This is a genomic window from Turicibacter sp. HGF1 (assembly GCF_000191865.1).
Lineage (GTDB): Bacteria > Bacillota_I > Bacilli_A > MOL361 > Turicibacteraceae > Turicibacter > Turicibacter sanguinis.
Genome location: NZ_AEXQ01000060.1, coordinates 57331 through 77034, shown reverse-complemented (window position 1 = coordinate 77034; position 19704 = coordinate 57331). Strand labels below are relative to the sequence as shown.

At 34.8% G+C, this 19704-nt stretch carries 18 protein-coding genes and 1 riboswitch; of the genes, 10 read left to right on the top strand and 8 right to left on the bottom strand.

Annotation, left to right across the window (positions count from 1 at the left end; all coding sequences use genetic code 11):
• Positions 1-339: 339 nt before the first annotated feature.
• Together HMPREF9402_RS14525 and HMPREF9402_RS05930 are read right to left on the bottom strand one after the other, a co-directional pair.
• Positions 340-492, bottom strand: coding sequence for a hypothetical protein (locus tag HMPREF9402_RS14525; RefSeq protein WP_006783446.1), 153 nt, complete (start codon positions 490-492; stop codon positions 340-342).
• Positions 493-915: 423 nt separating this feature from the next.
• On the bottom strand, positions 916-2523 hold the full coding sequence (locus HMPREF9402_RS05930; protein ID WP_006783445.1) for a Na+/H+ antiporter NhaC family protein: 1608 nt from the start codon (positions 2521-2523) through the stop codon (positions 916-918).
• A 157-nt stretch (positions 2524-2680) separates the two neighbouring features.
• A riboswitch (Lysine riboswitch) is annotated at positions 2681-2853 on the bottom strand.
• Between the two features lie 252 nt (positions 2854-3105).
• Between HMPREF9402_RS05930 and rlmD the strand changes: the two genes are divergently transcribed.
• The 6 genes from rlmD (at position 3106) to HMPREF9402_RS05900 (ending at position 9710) form a co-directional block, all read left to right on the top strand.
• Positions 3106-4512: a 23S rRNA (uracil(1939)-C(5))-methyltransferase RlmD gene (gene rlmD / locus HMPREF9402_RS05925; protein ID WP_009606833.1), complete on the top strand. Its 1407-nt coding sequence runs from the start codon at positions 3106-3108 to the stop codon at positions 4510-4512.
• A gap of 424 nt (positions 4513-4936) precedes the next feature.
• Positions 4937-6208, top strand: a complete 1272-nt coding sequence (locus HMPREF9402_RS05920) for a tetratricopeptide repeat protein (protein WP_009606824.1) — start codon at positions 4937-4939, stop codon at positions 6206-6208.
• Positions 6209-6506: 298 nt separating this feature from the next.
• Positions 6507-7217: a 5'-methylthioadenosine/S-adenosylhomocysteine nucleosidase gene (gene mtnN / locus HMPREF9402_RS05915; RefSeq protein ID WP_006783442.1), complete on the top strand. Its 711-nt coding sequence runs from the start codon at positions 6507-6509 to the stop codon at positions 7215-7217.
• A gap of 108 nt (positions 7218-7325) precedes the next feature.
• Entirely contained in the window at positions 7326-8018 is a 693-nt protein-coding gene (locus HMPREF9402_RS05910; protein WP_009606805.1) for a response regulator transcription factor, read from the top strand.
• A complete protein-coding gene (locus tag HMPREF9402_RS05905) occupies positions 8008-9321 on the top strand; it encodes a HAMP domain-containing sensor histidine kinase (protein WP_009606823.1) in 1314 nt (437 codons plus the stop codon). Before HMPREF9402_RS05910 ends, HMPREF9402_RS05905 begins: the two co-directional genes overlap by 11 nt.
• 68 nt (positions 9322-9389) lie before the next feature.
• The gene (locus HMPREF9402_RS05900) at positions 9390-9710 is read left to right on the top strand and encodes a hypothetical protein (protein WP_009606819.1); all 321 of its coding nucleotides are present in this window, start codon (positions 9390-9392) and stop codon (positions 9708-9710) included.
• Positions 9711-9959: 249 nt separating this feature from the next.
• On the opposite strand, the gene HMPREF9402_RS14135 is transcribed toward HMPREF9402_RS05900, so the two are convergent.
• The gene (locus tag HMPREF9402_RS14135) at positions 9960-10121 is read right to left on the bottom strand and encodes a DUF1540 domain-containing protein (RefSeq protein WP_006783438.1); all 162 of its coding nucleotides are present in this window, start codon (positions 10119-10121) and stop codon (positions 9960-9962) included.
• 169 nt (positions 10122-10290) lie between these two features.
• Here HMPREF9402_RS14135 and HMPREF9402_RS05895 point away from each other — a divergent pair, with 169 nt between their 5' ends.
• The 4 genes from HMPREF9402_RS05895 (at position 10291) to HMPREF9402_RS05880 (ending at position 14080) form a co-directional block, all read left to right on the top strand.
• Complete coding sequence (locus HMPREF9402_RS05895; RefSeq protein WP_009606818.1) at positions 10291-11241, top strand: alpha/beta hydrolase; 951 nt, start codon at positions 10291-10293, stop codon at positions 11239-11241.
• Positions 11242-11769: 528 nt separating this feature from the next.
• Positions 11770-12441: a response regulator transcription factor gene (locus HMPREF9402_RS05890; protein ID WP_006783435.1), complete on the top strand. Its 672-nt coding sequence runs from the start codon at positions 11770-11772 to the stop codon at positions 12439-12441.
• Positions 12438-13451 (top strand): sensor histidine kinase, encoded by a 1014-nt coding sequence (locus tag HMPREF9402_RS05885; protein ID WP_009606812.1) that lies wholly within the window; start codon positions 12438-12440, stop codon positions 13449-13451. The genes HMPREF9402_RS05890 and HMPREF9402_RS05885 overlap by 4 nt, the downstream gene beginning before the upstream one ends.
• 74 nt (positions 13452-13525) lie before the next feature.
• The gene (locus HMPREF9402_RS05880) at positions 13526-14080 is read left to right on the top strand and encodes a hypothetical protein (RefSeq protein ID WP_006783433.1); all 555 of its coding nucleotides are present in this window, start codon (positions 13526-13528) and stop codon (positions 14078-14080) included.
• 24 nt (positions 14081-14104) lie between these two features.
• Here HMPREF9402_RS05880 and HMPREF9402_RS05875 read toward each other — a convergent pair whose 3' ends face one another.
• From HMPREF9402_RS05875 to HMPREF9402_RS05855, 5 genes are all read right to left on the bottom strand, one after another.
• Positions 14105-14917 (bottom strand): MerR family transcriptional regulator, encoded by an 813-nt coding sequence (locus HMPREF9402_RS05875; protein ID WP_009606806.1) that lies wholly within the window; start codon positions 14915-14917, stop codon positions 14105-14107.
• A 14-nt stretch (positions 14918-14931) separates the two neighbouring features.
• Positions 14932-16242: an MATE family efflux transporter gene (locus tag HMPREF9402_RS05870; protein WP_006783431.1), complete on the bottom strand. Its 1311-nt coding sequence runs from the start codon at positions 16240-16242 to the stop codon at positions 14932-14934.
• A gap of 107 nt (positions 16243-16349) precedes the next feature.
• The gene (locus HMPREF9402_RS05865; protein WP_238526650.1) at positions 16350-17183 is read right to left on the bottom strand and encodes a hypothetical protein; all 834 of its coding nucleotides are present in this window, start codon (positions 17181-17183) and stop codon (positions 16350-16352) included.
• 236 nt (positions 17184-17419) lie between these two features.
• Positions 17420-18634 (bottom strand): Ger(x)C family spore germination protein, encoded by a 1215-nt coding sequence (locus HMPREF9402_RS05860; RefSeq protein ID WP_009606814.1) that lies wholly within the window; start codon positions 18632-18634, stop codon positions 17420-17422.
• A complete protein-coding gene (locus tag HMPREF9402_RS05855) occupies positions 18631-19698 on the bottom strand; it encodes a GerAB/ArcD/ProY family transporter (protein WP_009606822.1) in 1068 nt (355 codons plus the stop codon). The genes HMPREF9402_RS05860 and HMPREF9402_RS05855 overlap by 4 nt, the downstream gene beginning before the upstream one ends.
• Positions 19699-19704: the final 6 nt, after the last annotated feature.

Sequence of the window (19704 nt, the reverse complement as noted above, 5' to 3'; positions counted from 1 at the left end):
TATACTCGGCGTTAGGCCGAGTTATCCATGCAAGTGCCACGATAGACGAGAGTCTATCGTATTTTTATAGAAAATATATTTTTTAGTAGACTGAAAGGCGAAGTTATCCTAACAAGGGGGACCCCATCCACGAAGTGGTTTTCTCCACTAATGGGGTGCCAAATACCATAGGTGTGAGCCCATTGCCTAGTAGCGGAGGATAAGATGCTAGGTGACCCATTCCCTAGTAGTGGAGGATAAGATTGCTAGTAGCAATCGCTAGGTGACCCATCTCATTTTTATAAAAGAATTTTATTATTTAACATAAAAAGGTCCCGCTTCTATTGGGACCTTTTTATGTTAAAACATATCGGTGTGAGCCCCGACTTCGACGGCAAGTTCAAGAGCAGAAATGAGTTTTTCAGCTTCGGTATGACCGGGTGCGATTTCGAGTAATTCTTCGACTAGATTGTATTGACTTTCGGTAAGTTGGAAAGTTTTTGTTTTTTCCATGAAGAGTCTCTCCTTTTATTCGAAATACTATTAGTATAGGTAATTTGTTTCCTATTATACTTTATTAGTTATTTTAAAATTTATGACGATTTTCGTTGAATTTTAAAGTTTATCATTGTGATGATAAAGCCCTCAGTTTCCTCTTCAGATTTTGCAACATCTGAAACATTAAATCCTATAAAAGGAAGAAAATAAAATTTTAAAAAAGTTTGTTTATTTTGTTTAAGATTTGAAAAGTGTTCCCATAATGTACTTGTATGAGACGTAACTCTCCCCCTATGTTATGTTTAGTACAAGATGATAAATCTTTTCTCCAATTCTCAACCTCTCTTAGAAATATAATAAAAAGGAGTCATTGAATCAGTTTCCCCCCTGTTCATTGACTCCTTTTAAATTTATGTCATATTCTCCCGTTTTGATTTCTTATTCATTTGGCATTAAGTGTAGGTTTTCAACTTTCTTAACGTTTTGACGTCGAGCATAGAAAATTACCAAAGCAAATCCTAAAGCCATGACGATGTAAGACGTCATTAAAGTCCCTGTCACCCCAAACGCCATATAGCCTAAGGCAGCGATACCTGCTGATAATAGAGCGTAAGGGAGTTGGGAGTTGAAGTGAGCTCCGAGGTCACAACCTGACCCAGTGGCTGATAGAAGGGTTGTATCTGAAATCGGTGACGCATGATCTCCAAAAATTGCACCCGATAAGACAGCAGCCATAACCGGTATCATCAGATTTAAGTCGATGGCTGCGGCAACACTTCCCGCAATTGGAAGTAAGATTCCGAATGATCCCCAAGATGTTCCGGTTGAGAAAGCCATAAAACTTGCGACTATAAACATGACAACTGGAATAAAGTTTGGATTAATATTGGTGCTTGTAATCACTGAAGCTAAATAGCCTCCAGCATCTAAGGCTCCAACTAGTTCACAAATCGCCCAAGCTAATAATAAAATTCCAATCGCTCCAAACATAGAGCGAGCTCCTATCATAAAAGCTTTTAAAAAATCAGGTAGTGTGACTTCTTTGTTTAAAACATGACGATAAGCCAGTCCCATTGAAACGATTAATCCAGCCATTCCTCCATAACGAAGTGCTTTAGAGAGAGCGATGTTGTCAAGGACGGTGAAGAAGAAGTTAAACTCAGGATCAGTGACTGATTGTGCCCCTTGAATTCCGGTGATAGCCATTGTTCCAACCGTGACAATAATTAAGGTTAGAATAGGAAGAATTAAGTCCCAAATCGTTCCTTTTGAAGATTCAACATCTTTTTCATGGGGATTCGATAGTTCGCTGCCTACAATTGAGCTGTCGCTTCCTTGTAACGTGTCGGCTTCGTATTTTTTCATTAATCCAAGATTTAAGTTAAAGCGAATGACAACGAAGACCATGATGAGGGTTGTGATGACATAAAAATGATAAGGAATGGTCATTAAGAAGGCTGAGAAGGCACTGTAAGAAATGCCTGCTCCTGCTAAGATGACAGCCATAGAACCCATGATTCCAGTTGCCCAACTTGAAATGGGGGAAATGACACAAATAGGTGCTGACGTTGAATCAACGATATAAGCGAGACGAGCTCGCGATACTTTTTGTGCTTCGGCTAATGGTTTTGAGACATTTCCAACGACTAAAGCGTTGAAGTAGTCATCAACAAAAATCAGAATTCCTAAAATAGCAGCGGTATATTGTACCCCTTCGCGTGTTTGAACGCGACGAATAATGGCTTTTGTAAAAGCAGTGGCCCCTCCTGATAAGACGATATAGCCTGTAATAATACCTAGGGCGATTAAAAAGAAGATGATGGACATATTCCACTCATTTAAGAATCCGTAAAGTCCATCCTCTTCAATGACTAGAGAACTAAAAGTGATGAGTAGGGTTGAGATGGTATCTCCGATGCTAAATGCTGATAAAATTAAAGCAGCACAGATGACACCGACTCCTAGTGATAAGATAACGCGACGTGTGATGATAACCAAAAGAATTGTGAGGATTGCCGGAATTAAGGCATAGATGGTTCCAACCATTTTCATTCTCTCCTTTTATATTGAACTTTGATTGAATCATCTCGTCCGGCTCTGAAAGTTATAAAAAAAAGAGCAATGCAGAGTTAAACTCATACATTGCTCAATAATGGGGTAGCTAAAAAAAGATCCCTTAGTGATACACGTATTATTTAACTCTCCGATCATTAGTTCTCCACTACCATAGGCAGTGACAGTGTTAGACTTCTTCAATCTAACCCCAGCAAAAAATAGCGGACACTATTTTCACTTCGGCATGGATACCTTTTAGAATTTGTCTTAGACGTCACTCTCGAAATTCCTACTCTTTAGCCATGCACCTCTAACTCATCAAAGAGAACAGAGACGTATTCAATTATCCCTATTGTAGCATCTTTTATTGTAGAGTCAATATGAATTGTTATAAATAAGTAAAAATGGTATAAAATTACGTATCATTGCAACATAATAAATGAAAGATCATCATCTCAGTGTATTTATTGCGAATAAGAGAGGATTTTGTCAACTATCTGCGAATAAGATATGTAAAATAATCACGAATGTGGTAAGATAAAGGGTAGCTTAAAAGCATTGGAGGTTTTTTTTATGAATATGTCACCTTTAAAGGTTGGTCAAGAATTTTTAGTGACGATTAAACGCATCGGGATTAACGGTGAGGGAATCGGTTATTATAAAAAACAAGCGGTGTTCATCCCAGGAACATTAGTTGGGGAAGAAGTTGTGGCAACTTGTACACGTGTAGCAGGTGGTTATGCAGAAGCAGAATTAGTACGCGTTAAGAAAAAATCAAGACATCGTTGTCAACCAGCTTGTGAGGTTTATGGACAATGTGGTGGATGTCAATTACAACATATGACCTACCCGGAACAATTGCGTATTAAACGCGATGCCATTTGGCAAGCGGTTGAACGTTACACCAATTTAGATCCTGAAGAATTAGATATCCGTCCAACGATGGGAATGGATAATCCATATAATTATCGTAACCGTGCTCAAATGCCAGTTGGGTATGATGAAGATGGTGTGATGGTCGGATTCTATAGCATGAACTCACGAGAGTTAGTAAATGTCACAGATTGTGAGGTTCAATACGAAGAAATCAACAAAGTCGTGAATCACGCGGTTGATTTATTAGATGATTATAAAGTTTTTGCGTATGCACCCAAAACGAAAAAAGGAACAGCTCGTCACATTGTCGTTCGTCGTGGATATCGAACAGGTGAGATTCAAGTGACGTTTGTATTAGCGAATAAAGACTTCAAGAAGATGTATTCTTTAGCGCTTGATTTAATGAAGTATTGTCCTGAAGTGAAGTCAGTTTATGTCAACTATAATTCTGATGACACGCATGAAATCTTTGGACCAGATATGATTAAAGTAGCGGGAGAAGATTTTATTACAGATCGTTTAGGTAAATTTAAATTTAATTTATCACCACGCGCTTTCTATCAATTAAATCCAGAACAAACAGTGAAGTTATATAATCAAGTGAAGTATGCTGCTTCTTTAACAGGAACTGAAAAAGTGGTAGATGCTTACTGTGGAGTTGGAACGATTGGTCAATGGGTGGCTGATCAGGCAAGTGAAGTACGTGGGGTGGATATTACTCGTGCGGCTATCATTGATGCGAAAGCAAATGCAAAATTAAATAACATTGATAATACGTATTATGCGGTTGGTAAAGCAGAGTCAATCGTGCCAAAATGGACAAATGAAGGGTTCAAACCAGATGTGGTTATCGTCGATCCACCTCGTACGGGAATGGGGCCTGAGTTAATTGAGATGTTAAAACGTGTCCAACCAAAACGTATTGTCTACGTATCATGTAATCCATCAACGTTAGCTAAAAACTTAAAAGAGTTAACAAAAAAATACCGAGTAGATTATATTCAACCGATTGATATGTTCCCTCAAACATCTCATGTTGAAGCGGTTGTTCGTTTAACTCGTATGGATAAATCAGAAAAAGTAAAAAAAGATTCACGTCGTTAATTTAGGAGACTGAATCGACATCATAAATTTTATCTTAAGCGTCATAAAAGATAATTTTATAAGGTTAAAGGCATAGACCTTGCGACTAGAATTAAAGTCAAGAAGATTACTTAAATTGTAATGTTCTTGACTTTTTTTGTTGTTAGATGATTTAGATGAGTGAAATTTAAATGCATAAAATGACAGGTTTAGAAGAGATGAATCATGAATTAGAATATTAAGAGGATGAGAAGTTTATTTTCTATCATTAAAACCAAGAAAAATGATGTTTTTTGTTGTAAAATAGAGTTAGGTTATATCTATCATTTAAAATAAGTTTTTCATACTTGGAAAATTTTTAGCGATACTCGTGGAGTTGAGAATAGATACTTATAGGATGTCTTAGTCTCAAAAAGACTTAAATTCTCAGGATGATTTAGATTGGATGGAGTTGAAGCAATTGTTTTTAGAAGTATCAGAAAAAATCAAATGGTGTCGACGTCAATATCATATTAAGCAAGAGGCTTTTCAGGCGTATGGTATTTCTCGTAGTTATATTAGTATGGCAGAAAATGGACGCCGCATTATTCCTAATGAAACAGTTGAGTTGATTTATAGCATTCTTTTGGAGTTATCAGATGGGGCTTTACAAGAAGAGTTTACACTAGAATCATTTAAAAAATCGGCCGTTGAACAGGCAAAGGATTGGGTGTCTGAGCGCTGTCGATTGGAAACCTTATCAACTGAATATGAAAAATTTAAAAAAGTCGTGGCACAGTATGAACTATATGAAGAAGGCCTAAAGTTAGAAGAATTAATTGCCGTTGATTATCAACAAAAAAGTCAATGGATTGAATCGAATCAACACTTTTCGTTGGCGATTTCCTACGCTTCTTTAAGTCATCAAAATCCAACGTTATTGTACCGTGGGATTGGTTTAAATATGGAGAAAATGGGAATGTATGAAGAGAGCATTTCTTATTTGAAGATTAGCCTTCATTCACTAAGCCCAGATATGACGGAGTATCGTTATAAAATTCTTTATAATTTAGCCAAAGGATATTTTCAGGTCGACCAACTTGATTTAGCGTTAAATCATATTGACTTAGCACTAAGAGAGGGAGAGACGCCCCAACCTCTAACTCGGGCAGCTCACATTATTCTTAAAGGGATTGTTTTGCGCAAATGTGGTCGAATTCAAGAGGCCATAGACGTGCAAGTTGCTTTTATTGAAAATCCATGCTATCCGCCATTTGTCACCGAAGTTTATCAAAATTTAAGTTATTTATACAAATCTCAAGGGAGATTTGAAGAGGCATTGGAGGTTTTAAATCATTTAGTTCAGGTTGTGACCGATGAAGTAAAAAAGCATTTAGCACTTGGATTAATGGGGACCATTTATTACGAGTTAGGTGATTATGAACTGGCAGAGGATTACTTAAATCAATCAAAAGAAAAAATTTTAAAATATGGGATATTCGAACAAGCGAAAGCTGTCACGAGTTCTTTAATTGATATGTACATTTTAAAAGGAGTTGAATCACAGATGATTAACTTCTTTGATGAAATAAATGAGTATGTTGGTCAGAAGTATTTATCACCCGCTATTTTTCATCATGTCAAATCTTATTTGTTTGATCAATTTTATCATAATAAAATTGATGAAAGACAGTTCAAATTATGGATGTTTCATGTCGAATGTTTAGGAAGGGATTAAAATGAAGAGAAAATGATTAAGGTTATTCGTGATGATGGGGGTCTTCATCCATAGTAATTTATTCAATTTTGAAGTTTTAGCTTATGATCACACTACAGAACATGGTTGGGAAACGACCCCAGATATTCGTGTTTAAGTCGAATGATCATCACTTTAATTAAACTCGCTTCAATAATTGGAGCGAGTTTTTGTATGAAATCCCTTCAATAGGTTCTCGTCTATTAACTATTGCATATAGTAAGATAGGTAGAAATGAGTCAGATAAAATTGATCCTGAATTGGATAAAGGGTGATGAACATGTTGTGTATTTTTTGCGAATCTAAGTTTGAAGCGCAACAATTATTAGCTAAATTGAATGATTATAAAATCGTCACAGATTATCTCTTCAACATTTATGAAATAAAATTGAATGGGAAAGATATCATTTTGGTTCAAGCAGGAGAGGGAAAAGTTAATTTTGCTTATGCAATGGGTGTGATTACAGAGAAGTATCCGATTACCGCGGTTATTGGATTTGGAAATTGCGGATATATCGGAAAGCAAAAAAAAGATCTTGGAGATATTGCCATTTCAGATATGGTTTTCCAATATGATGTCGATTTTCAAGCCAATCATTATCGATTATTTGAAATTCCTGGAACTAATCAAGTTGTTTTCCCAAGTGACTTACATTTAAAGCAATTTGCTTTAATGGCTTGTAAGTATTTAGATTATAAGGGCCAGGTTGGACTTTTTGGAACAGCAGATCGTTTTATTAATAGTAGCATTATTTCCGAACATTTAAATCAAAGTTATCGCATTGAGTTTATAGATGTTGAGGCAGCTGTTTTAGGTCAAGTCGCTTATCGTCATCATCTCCCATTTATTTGTGTTAAAGCAATCTCTCATTATGGAGATGATGAAGCTTTTCAAACCTTTAAACAGGCGTTTCAAGCTGCTAATGAACGATCAAGTGATGTTGTTTATACGATGCTTGAGGCCATGACGCGAAAAGGTGTTTATTGTTAGGAATATAAAATAATTGAAAAGACAACCTATGGTTGTCTTTTTCAATTATTTTATTTAATTTATGATATAACTGAGATAAGTTAATTTTTTTAAGGTGGGATGAAGTAGATGAAAAATAGAATTTTAGTCGCTGATGATAATCAAGATATTCGTCAAATTCTTCAAATCTTATTAACAGGTGATGGGTACGAGGTTGTGACGGCTTGTAATGGTGAGGAAGCCATTGAATTAATGGATGAGAGTATTGGACTTGTGATTTTAGATGTCGAGATGCCAAAGAAGTCTGGGATTGTTGTCTGCTCTGAAATACGTCAGAAGTCTTTTGTTCCGATTTTATTTTTAACGGCCTATGGCCAAGAATCGGATAAAACGATGGGATTTTCAGCGGGTGGCGATGATTATATCACGAAACCTTTTTCAAATAGTGATTTATTGATCCGTGTTAAAGCATTATTAAGACGAGCGTATCAGTATCATTCAACGACTCAGGTGAAGGTAGAACCGACGATTACGATTGGTGATTTAGTGGTGGATTTGAATTCGACGCGTGTGATTTTAGAGGGAAAAGAGGTTTCCTTGACCACGACAGAATATAAGATTTTACGACTATTGATTACTCATCGTAAAAAAATATTTTCGATGGAACAAATTTATCAAAGTATTTGGAATGATTCAGGGCAAGTGATTGGTGACAATGCCGTCATGGTTCACGTGCGAAATTTGAGAAAGAAAATTGAGAAGGATTCAAAAAATCCAGTCTATATTAAGACGGCTTGGGGAAAAGGGTATTATGTGGATTAATCGATTTCTTGAAAAGGTAGGGTTACCAAAGTGGAGCTTAGTGATTACAGGATATGTGGTCATTTCATTATTACTATCTTTTATAAGTTATGTTATTTTAGAGGAATCACTTTATTCGTTAACGAGTAAAGTGGTGAATCAGTCTCCCAGTTATGCAGACGAAATGGATCGAATCAATCGAGATATTCAGGCGTACATTACGAATCATCAATTATCTTTAGAAAATGCTAAGCAACTAGAAGAATGGCATCGAGCACATGATGATTTGCTAATTTTGATTTACCAAGGAGATGAACTTTATTATGATTCAAGCTTAATCTCTTATGGGTATCAAGAATCTGATATCATGTACATTCCAAAAACTTATGCACTCCAATTTAGTGACGGGACGGCTTGGATAGATATTTATCCGTTTTTTAATCTTAATTTTTATTTGTGGGGACGAGTATTGTGTGTCATAGCTTCGATGGTGATTTTTATGATTACCTTTATGACCTTGTTGCATCGACAGATTACTTATATCTTAGAAATTAGCCATGCCGTTGAACGAATGAAAAATGGTCAGTTATCGACTCAAATTGAAGTGAGAGGTCAGCATGAAATCTCTCAGTTAGCAGCAGACATTAATGACATGGCTAAAACTTTAGAACAACAAATAGAACTTGAGAAAGAATTAAAACAGCAAAACATTCAAATGATTAGATCACTATCTCATGACTTAAGAACCCCCTTAACCGCTGTTATCTCTTATTTAGATATCATCAAGCAGGAAAAAGATAAGGGAGAACAGACGAAATATCTAGAGATTGTGTCTAGCAAGGCATTTCAGATCAAATATTTAATTGATCAGTTGTTTCGTCAGTGTGTTGTAGAAGAAAAAAAAGCGCCAGTTACGACGCTAAATGCAGATGAGATGATTGAACAGTGTTTACATGAAGTCGTTTCTTCACTGGAAAGTGAAGGGTTTGAGGCTTTGGTAGAGGTTGAAATCGAGAATTCATTTAGTTTACAGATGGAACGTCATGATTTTTACCGTTTAATCGATAATATTTGTTCAAATTTATTAAAATATGCGGATGCTTCACATCCGATTAAGTTTAGAATTTGCGAATTAGAAGATGTTTTAGTTATCAAGGTTTGTAATAAAGTTTTACTTCAAATTAGTGATGAGATTGAAAGTCATGGGGTAGGACTGCAAAGTTGTCGTATGCTGATTGAGAGTGTTGGAGGAAAACTAGAAGTTTATCAAGAAGCAGATCAGTTTATTTTTGAGTGTGAGTTACCAATCCTACAGAATTGTTAAGATTTTTCAACATAAATTTTAAAGATTTGGATGCTATAATACAGATGTTAGAAAAAGGAGGGAATGAAATGGCACTTGGTTATTTGTTTTTGTTATTTGTTATTTTATTTATTTTAGCATTTTTAATCGTTGTTCTTTTGATAAGCGTTAAAAAGTCTAAACTAACACATGCTATGATTTGGATTTCAGCTGTTTATAGTTTTTGGTTAGCCTGGATAAATGTCACTTCATTGCCGACGAATTTTTATTTAGAACAAGGAATTGGAATTTTGATTGGTACAAGTGCATTAGTTGGACTTATTTTATATTATCGACATCGTACGGAATGGGCAAAAGGATTTGTGATTTTTTCCATTGTTGCAAACATTGTTCAATTATTTTTCTTCTAATTTAAAAAAAGCAAACGCTCGATGTTTGCTTTTTTTATTTTCTATCAGTTTATTAACTCAATTAAGGGGCATATAAGAAAACAGACATGATGATCAGATAGGAAGTAAAAAAAATCCTTTTTTATTAAATCAGTTGTCTTATTTTAGGGAATTGCTGAATATAATGAATTAAATATAGTTTTCCTGGGAAATTTTAAAAGCTAGGGTAGCCCTAGCTTTAGAAGATATTAGGATGGAGACAACGTGTGATTATTTTAATTCAAATGACTGACAGTCAGTACATTCACATTGGACTGGGTTCTTTTCATGTGTTCCCACTGTGATTTGATTTAATTGACAGAAATGTTTTTGATTGTTATTAAATTTACAACTACTTACTGTACATTTGACACCTGGATTTTTATCATGCATTGTGATCATCCTCCAATAAATTTGTTGTTAAACAACAATTATAGTATGAGAATTTAGGAGTAAAGTTATGAATGTTAAATGTTTACAAATCAAATAATTTGAAAAACAAAATAATTTTGATATAATAAATAAAAAGCAATGACTGAATTCCAAAAAGAGGTGATTTAGAATGAAAAAAAAGAAAAAGGTCATTATCGGTTCAACGGTTGGTGCAGGATCTATTTTTGCGTTAGCAACTTGGATTATTGGGAATATGGTTTATGATGGAACAGTTGGAAAGAATCCGTCAGTTAGTGCAGAAGATATGACTGTTTTTTACACAGAGCGTGAAGATAAAGTGTTAGACACATTAGATAAATATGAACATGCTACAACCTTTGTACAGAGTCCTATAAATGGCTATGAGGTTGAAGTTTTAGATATTAAGGCGAATACGCCAACAAATGATGTGATGGTAATTGTTCACGGAATCGGAAGCAATTATCATGAGGTCTTAAATTCAGCATTTAATTATTTAGAAAATGGTTATAATGTGGTTGTTTACCATCAACGTCATACCGGATTAACAGGTGGTGAAAATTATACGTTTGGATTATATGAGCGATTTGATTTAGATGCTGTTGCAGGATTTGCTCGTGAGTTATATCCAAATGGAATTTTAGGAATTCACGGATTTTCGATGGGAGCTGCCACAGCAACGATGCATACTGAGTTAAATGAAGAAAGTAAATATGCTGATTTTTATGTGTTAGACGCCCCATATCATACGATGGAGAGTGCCGTTGAACTTGGAATTATCGCTGAAAATATTCCATTTTTACCGGTGAGTTATGCTAAATGGGCTGGGAATGTCGTGTTAAAACTTAAAGAAAATCTAGTTTATGATGATATTCAACCTGTTAAAGCTGTTTCGAATATTACGGTTCCCGTGTTATTAATTCATGGAACAGAAGATAAGGTTACCCCACCAGAGAGTAGCCAGTATATTTATGATGCGATTCCACATGAACAAAAAGAACTTTGGTACATAGAGGGACTCGGTCATTGTGAAGCGGATGACTTAATGGAGAAGGAGTATTTTAGTGGAATTTATCAATTTATCGAGAAATATGTTAGATAAGTTGAATGACAATATGAGGACAAGGGATCATCTCATTTCGTTTAGGCGAATTGGGATGATTTTTTTATATGACAAAAATGAAAGATTTCTGTCATCTAGTTCGATGTTATAAGATTAGGGCAGGAGATATAATGTATCTGTCAGTGAGTTTTAACAAAACTTTTTGAGGAGATGATGGAGATGAAATTTGTAATCGAAATCTTAAACGTAATTTGTTTAGTCTTAATAGTAGGGATTAAAGAAGAGCATGTGAATGAGTGGTGCAAGTAGCATTTTAAATACATCAGTTTAATTAAAGGAAGATGGGAGAGATAATCATGCTAAGAGCAGTAATGGAAATTTTAAAAGTCATCGTATTAGTCTTAGTAATCGGAGTAAAAGAAGAGACTGTCAATGAGTTATATGTAGCAGAGTAAACTTGAGTTCACATAGATGAACTCTTTTTTTTTGTGACAAAATTGTAAGGATAATTATACCAGACGCTAGGGTATAATAAGAGTAGTTGGATTTAGAAGTGGAGGTATCATTTTGCAAAAAATTATGATTATTGAAGATGCAGAAGTGATTCGTGAAGAGCTTCAAATTTTTTTAAGCCGTTATGGTTATGAGGTTGAAGCACCAACGGACTTTTCAAATATTGTAGAACAGGTAGAAACGATCAAGCCACAATTAATTTTATTAGATATTAATTTACCTGTTTTTGATGGATATTATATTTGTAAAGAAGTGCGAAAATCATCTGATGTTCCAATTATTGTCGTAACGAGTCGAGATAGTGAGCTAGATGAGTTAATGAGTATGAATTTAGGCGCTGATGATTTTATTACCAAACCGTATAATACGCAAATTTTATTAGCGCGCATCTCATCCATTTTAAAACGAACGTATGGTTCTTTGTCGGCAAGTGAGACGCTTTGTTATAAAGGTCTGACGCTGAATTTGTCGAATGGAAGTATCACTTATGAACAAAAGACGATGGAGCTTACAAAGAATGAACTGAAAATTTTAGGATGTCTCATTAAAAATCAGGGCCAAATTGTCTCGAGGGATGTTTTGATGGAGCATTTATGGAAATCAGATTTATTTGTTGACGATAATACGTTGTCGGTGAATGTGACACGTCTTCGAAAAAAACTAGAGGAAATTGGTCTTAAGGATGCGATTGAAACGCGTCGTGGGCTAGGGTACATCATGCCATGAGATTCGTTGATTATGTAAAGAATCATGTTACCTTTTTAGTCATTCAAATGTTAGTTTTTTTAGTTATTTTAATGTTTATGCTTATTGCTAAAGTGAGCGGAGTCGTTATTTTTTTAGTTGGATGTTTATGGTTTATTCCAGTTATCTCTTATATGCTGATTGAATACTTTAAATGGCGACGTTACTTTAATCAATTGGAGTCGGTCTTAGAAGAACTTGAGGAGAAATATTTAGTGGCAGAGGTGGTTGAAGAGCCAGAATTTTTAGAAGGCCAACTTTTTCACAGTTTATTGTATGATATTACGAAATCGATGCATGAAAATGTCAATAAATACGAAGAACTTGAAACGGAATATCGGGAATATATTGAGACATGGGTTCATGAAATTAAAACGCCGATTGCTTCTTTGAAATTGATTCTTGAAAATAATGAAAGTGACGTGGCACGTCGTGTTGAGGATGAAGTGAAAAAGGTGGAAGCTTTTATTGAACAGGCACTCTATTATGCGAGAAGCAATGATGTCAGTAAAGATTATGTGATTAAAGAGTTTGAGTTGAAATCTGTTGTGATGAAGGTGATTCGTCAAAATTCACGAGACTTTATTTTAAAGAAAGTTTCCGTCGATTTAGGTGAAATCGAGGGTTGCTTATTGAGTGATCTAAAGTGGGTTGAATTTATTATTAATCAATTAGTGGTGAATGCCATTAAGTATTCAAAACCTGAGAATGCTGTGGTTAAGATTTCATCAAACGTGCATAATCAGCAAATTATTTTAAGGATTGAGGATAATGGGGTAGGCATTAGTGAGAAAGATTTAGGACGTGTTTTTGATAAAGGATTTACAGGTGAAAATGGTCGCATTTTTGGTAAGTCGACGGGAATGGGACTTTATTTGTGTCAAAAACTGTGTCATAAGTTAAGTATTGGAATTTATCTCGATTCGGAAGTGAACAAAGGAACGACTGTTAAATTGATTTTTCCACAAGGAAATTTATTAATTTTTAAATAATTTCCTCTAAAAATTGCCATACTGTAACTATTAAAGTTGCATTTTAGGTTGTTTTTTAAGGAGGAAGTGCATCAATGAAGTGGTTGAGACTAGTTTTATTTCTATCGGTAGGAGTTTTGATATTATCAGGGTGTGCGAATGAAGTCCCCTCAGAAGAAGTTAAAACGCTGGTTAATCAATTAGTAGAGGATTATCAATTATATTTTCATCAAAGCATTGATTTAAATGATTATTCCGTAGGTGTTTATGAATCAACTGATTTAGCTGAAGAAGACACACAGGTCAATTATAAGGGTGACCGTGTTGGGTTAGTGCTAGATCGTGAGCCAAAAGAAAATGATGTGAATCGCATTGTCGGTGAATATATTGAGGGGCAATTAATTGGAATTCGTTTTGATATTAATACAAAAGATAGTGAGTATCACGAACAAAGCTTAGAACAATTAGCCGTGAGCTTTTTAAGTGAGCATCAGTTAGCAGATACCGTATCGTTGCTCGATTCATCAAAAGATGGAAATGACGTCATTTACCGATTTGAAGATTTAAATCAACGCATCATTAAAGTTTATGTGAATGAAGATATTCGTCAAGTTGTTGGATTTTTATTAAATGATGGGGCTGATTTATAAAAAAAATCCTGAGTGCATGTGCATTCAGGATTTTTTGACTAGGACTTGAAGTTGGGTGATGGATTTTTCAATCCCATTTTGATCAATACGAGGCATAATCACAAATTCATAAACATCGCTAAGTGGGGTTAGTCGTTGTTTAGAGATAAACTCTTCTAGTTGACTATAATAGATTTTATTGTTTCCATAATGATCGTCATAAAATAATGTCGCATAGGTTCCCGCTTCTAATGTTGTGTTTGAAGAGGTAGAATCTAATAGTTTAATGAGCATTTGATCGTACTGAACACGATTTTCTGATTTTAAAATCTCATAGTTGGCTTCCAGTACGAGTTCAGAGTTATGACGACCATATTTAGTTTCCATATCAAGTACGACATTTCGGATGTTGATTTCAACTTCAATTTCATTTTTTGAAACGTAGTTGTAGCGAATAAAGTGACGACTGTCTTCGCTTTTTAAAAAGGGTTTATTTAGGCCAAAGGTTTCAACTTCAGATAACCTTGCCTGTAGATTGTTGATGTGTTGTTCAATTTCTTGAAGTTCAATTATTTTTTGTTTGATTTGAAGTTTTTGCTTATTTAAAACGTCTGTTAAAGTGAATAAGTCGAGGTCTTTTTTTATTAATACTTTAATTTCATCTAGTGTCATGCCAAGTGCTTTTCCATGTTTGATGAAGTCAATTTTAACGAATTGCTGAATCGAGTAGTAGCGATATCCCGTTTTAGGGTTAGTATAAGCAGGACTTAGAAGTCCAATTTTATCGTAATGTCTTAATGTTTGGATGGAAAGGTTGTACATGTTCGCAATTTCACCAATTGTAAAATAGGTAGACATGTCTCTTCAACTCCTTAGGCATAAGTTTCGATAGCGTTAGTTGTTAGTTGAGTCATATTGGTTCTGAAATAGAAGGTCAGCATCGTGAAAAGTTCTGAGACGAGTAGACTTGCCCAAATACCATGAATGCCAAAAAGGAATGACAGGATGAGTAGGACAACGGGTAAAAAGATGATACAGCGACAAGCACAAATCCAGTTTGAGTATTTTGGTTGTTCAATCGCTTGATAATAGATGGTAGTCGCTAAATTGATGCCAATTACGGTGAAGGCAAGGTTGACGATATTAAGCCCGATATAGGTCATATTAATAATTTGTGCATCTTGGGTGAAAATACTGATCATTTGACGTCCTAAGAAGAAACAGAGCCCAATAAAGATGAGATTAATGATACAAGATGTGATAATGGTTAATCGATAGTATTTTAACATGGTGTGAGGTTCTTTGGCTCCAAAATGGTAGCTTAAAAGAGGTTGTGCTCCGAATGCTAAACCAAGTAATAGCATGTAGATTGGAGTGGTCAGGTAGTTGGTGATGCTGTATGAGGTGATGGCTTGTTCACCAACGGTTTGGATTAGGGCGATGTTTGTCAGAAAGATAATAATGGAAAAGGCGGCTTCAGCAAAGAAGGATGGGAATCCAATACTTGAAAATTCTTTGATGACGGTAAAGTCTAATTTGACGTTTCCAAAGCTTAGCGATCCACGTTTTTTGATGAAGTGTGGAAGTAGAATTGCTACGGTTACGATTTGTCCAAGCCCTGTTGCGATGGCAGCACCACGTAATCCCATTTGAAGCGGGAAAATGAAGAGATAATCAAGGGTGATGTTAGTGATGGCTCCAAGGATGGTTGCTATCATCGCTAGTTTTGGACGACTGTCATTTCGGATAAAACTATTTAAGGCAATTCCAATGATGTTTGGAATGCAAAATAGTGAATAGAATCTGAGGTATGTTTTAGCATCGCTCATTAAATCAGGGGTTGCACCAAGTCCTTTGACAATAGGACCTGTGAAGATAACACAAATAAAACTAATCACCAAGCTAATGATGAGTAAAAATTTAAAGACTTGCCTAAACAGGTGGTTAGCTTTTTGGGGGTCATTGTTTCCGAGATTTTTGGAAATTAAAGCGCCACCACCAACAGCAAACATAGTTGCCATTCCAAATAACATGATGGTTAGAGGAATGACAAGATTAATGGCAGCCAGGGCTGTGTCTCCAACTCCAGCTCCGATGAAGATTCCGTCAATGACGGTGTATAGGGAAGCTACGAACATGGCTAGTGCTGAGGGAATGGCATAGCTTAAAAACTTTTTAGTCATTTTATCAACTCTCCTTTTCTATCATGTTTTATTGTAAACTGTATAGTAAGTGGAGAGTCAATGACTTTTTTAAAAAAGCAAAAGGACGGAGTGCTTTTGCAGGTCAATTAATCTAGATTAAGCTCATCTCTTAAGGCATTAATTTCTTCTTGTAAGGTGACAAGGCTGTTGTAAATATTACTGATATCGGTTTGAAAGGCCGCTTGACGTTTTTTAGTATTGATTTCATTTTGACGCGCTTGTTGGAATAGGGTTTGTTCGACAATATTCCCAATGGTGACTCCAATGTCGATTAAGGCACCTCCCACAAGTTGTTGCTCATTAGTATTTAATTGAGTTGCGATTAAAATAGAAATGACAGTAATGACAAGAATATATTCAATAGGGTCTAATGCCCCAATAAAAGCAAAAAATTCAGAGTTGGTAAATCCATAGAGATAGTTTGTTTTATCTGGTGAGTAGTATTCATAATTACTAGATCCTAAAAGAAAAGTATCAGGGCTTATTTTTTTTGAACCTGCTGTTCCTCCAATGCCACTGCCTACAATTCCAATTCGCTCATCAGTATCATTGGATGAAGTCGTATTAGCTGAATTAGTACTAGCCGAAGTCGTATTAGTTGAAGTCGTATTGGTTGAACAATCACAAGATGAAGCAGTCTGATTTGAAGAGGCATCAGATGCAGTAAAGGTGTTCGAGTTATCATTAGACGTAGAGGATTCAGTTGAACAAGAGCGAAAATCAGATTTATTTTGATGGGATGATTGGGAAAGCAGTGCTTGTGTTTGTGAAATAAATAAATTCATATCATCGATTTTATCTGATAAGGCTTCAATCAGTTGATGGGTCATTTCTTCTTCGGGTGTAGATTCAGGAATTTCTTCTACTGTCTTATTTAATTTTGAACGAAATTGTTTTAATTGACTCTCTTTCACGCTCATCCCCTCCTTTCATAAAAAATCAAACTAATTCACTTATATCATATGCCTAATAGTCTTAACATGTCTTCCAAGTTTTTATAAAAGTGATTTTAACGGATTAAAAAAGGCACTAATCAGTGTCTTTTTTAGTCCTAAAGAAAATGAAGATATGATATAGCAATAAGACTAGATCATTAGGAAATGCTGTCCTATCTATCAATGATTTTTATCTTGTTTGAGTAACGATTTAAATTTCATTATTTTAAGATATTTTCTAATCCAATTCGATTAATATTCACATGGATATCGAGTGTGACATCTAAGTTTTTTATAAAATCGGCATAGTTATCTCTAATTTTTGGATATGCTTTAGCATCTTTTTTCCAAACTTTATCACCTATCCTAAATAAATCAACATTAAATTCTTTCATTGACTTGGTGATGGTTTGCTCACAGTCAAATTTAATTTGATTTTCAATTTCTTTTTCTAATTGCCGGATATCGTCATCATTTAAGCTATTTACGTTATCGGCAAACGTAAAGGCTTTGATATCTCCTTGGGTTTTAATGATTATTTTTAAACTAAATTGATCTCCTTCTTGTTCAACTTTAATAGTTGATTTTAAGTTGTAGAGTGATACATTAGCATATTTAAGTTTTTCTATCTTTGCCGTGTAATGAGTTGAATCAAGCTTATTTCCAATTATAGCCAGACCCTTTGTTTCATTTTGATTAAGATAGCCAATCAATTTTTTATTGAGAAATAATGCCGTGCCATCAAGTTTAATTGGAGCAGTATTTGAAATTTCGGAAGATGAATGACTATCATTTTTTTCACTAGAACTTCCATTGACAGCAGTCTCGCTACTAGATTTCTCTTGTGTTAAAGAAACAACTGGTAAAATAGGAGAAAGGGTTTTGCTAAGATATCCTTGCATCGCTTCGAGGTAAGAGAGTTCTATCCCTTCCCCTGTAAGTCGAGAGTTTTTTAATAAATTAGTAATCCCGACAGCAGGAGTAATCCCTTCTGTGATATTTAACTTTAATAATTCGGAAGCGGGGCCTTTAGTTGTGACAATCATTAGATTAGCACTCGTTTCGCTAAAGTTACTTAAAAAATCCATGATTTCTTGGAAACAGTTTTTTGAAGCAGATTCTCCTAAAATAATAATACGTGTATCTCCATAAAAGAAACTATTACCAATCGATAATGTTGCATTTTGTAAGGCTTCATACATACTTTCCCCTGTAGCATTTACTAGTTTGGTATTGGATTGAGTAGGATCAATGGTAGTGGGACTACTTCCTCCCTGTGGTGTAAATAGTTGAATAGACAAATTGTATTCACCATTTTGGGCATCATAATCTATTCCTATAACCTCTACAATTAATCTCTCACTCAGAGGTTTTATATTGGTGCAGGCTGTTAAAAAACAGAAGATAAAAGAAGAGAAGATTAGTTTTTTTATCATGAGTAAGATTCCTTTTTAAAAATTTTTTGGATGATAAGCAATAGTAGAGGGAAAAAGATGAGACAAGTGATAAATAGGACCGTATGAATAAGAAAAATAGATTCTGCTAATGAAATATTAAAGAAATAATTACGATATAGGCTGACAATAAATAAAATGATTGAAGTCATTAAAAGAAGAAATTTATGATATTTAGCAGGAACTAAATATTTTAAGAGATGGATAGATAACCACAGATTTAAAGAGATTCTAATAAATCCGGTAAAGACCCAAATCCCCATATATAAGGAATCAAGTCTTTGGAAAATTGAAAATTTAGCGACAGTTGCAATAGAGTAGGAGGGATATTGTTGGACATAGGCGTATTCGCCAAGAACAGCAATTGTCATGAAGATTAAGAGTGCGTGTGACACGGTGTAAGATCCTAAGAATCCACCAACCACTTTTTTATTACTTCCATTAAAAAACGGCAGTAAATAAATAAGCGCAACTAATTCGATATTTCTAATTGAGATGGTCCATGCACGTTTTATGATGGTTAAGATTGGATTTTCTAAAATGGGTCTAAAATTATCAAAATCAATATTAGACATGGAAAAGAAGGTAATAAGAAGAATCCCTATAATAATCATGGGTAAAAGGAGTGAAGCTGTTTTGGCGATTGTTTCTAGTCCATTTATGGCAGCATACATGCAAAAAATTAACATGCTAAACAGAATAATTGCCGAACTAGTAGTTGGAAAAATAGTAGTTGTCATAAAGGTTCCAAACTCGGTTAATGAAATAAAGGTAGTGAGAATAAAAAAGACAAAAAGTACAAGATAAATCAGCTTATTTAAAAATGGAGAAATATCTTGAGCGATTGCCATAAGGTTACGTGAATGATTTTTTTTTAACAATAAAAATACAGGAATTAAAAATAGTAGGTTGATTATATCAGCTATTACAATGGCGTATAAACTGGCTTCTAGTGCTTGTTCACTATTGGTATAGGTTAAAAGTGAGTAGTGTCGACAGAAGAATAATAATATGACTAATTGGGCGGTACTCAATGGTTTTTTCATGGATAT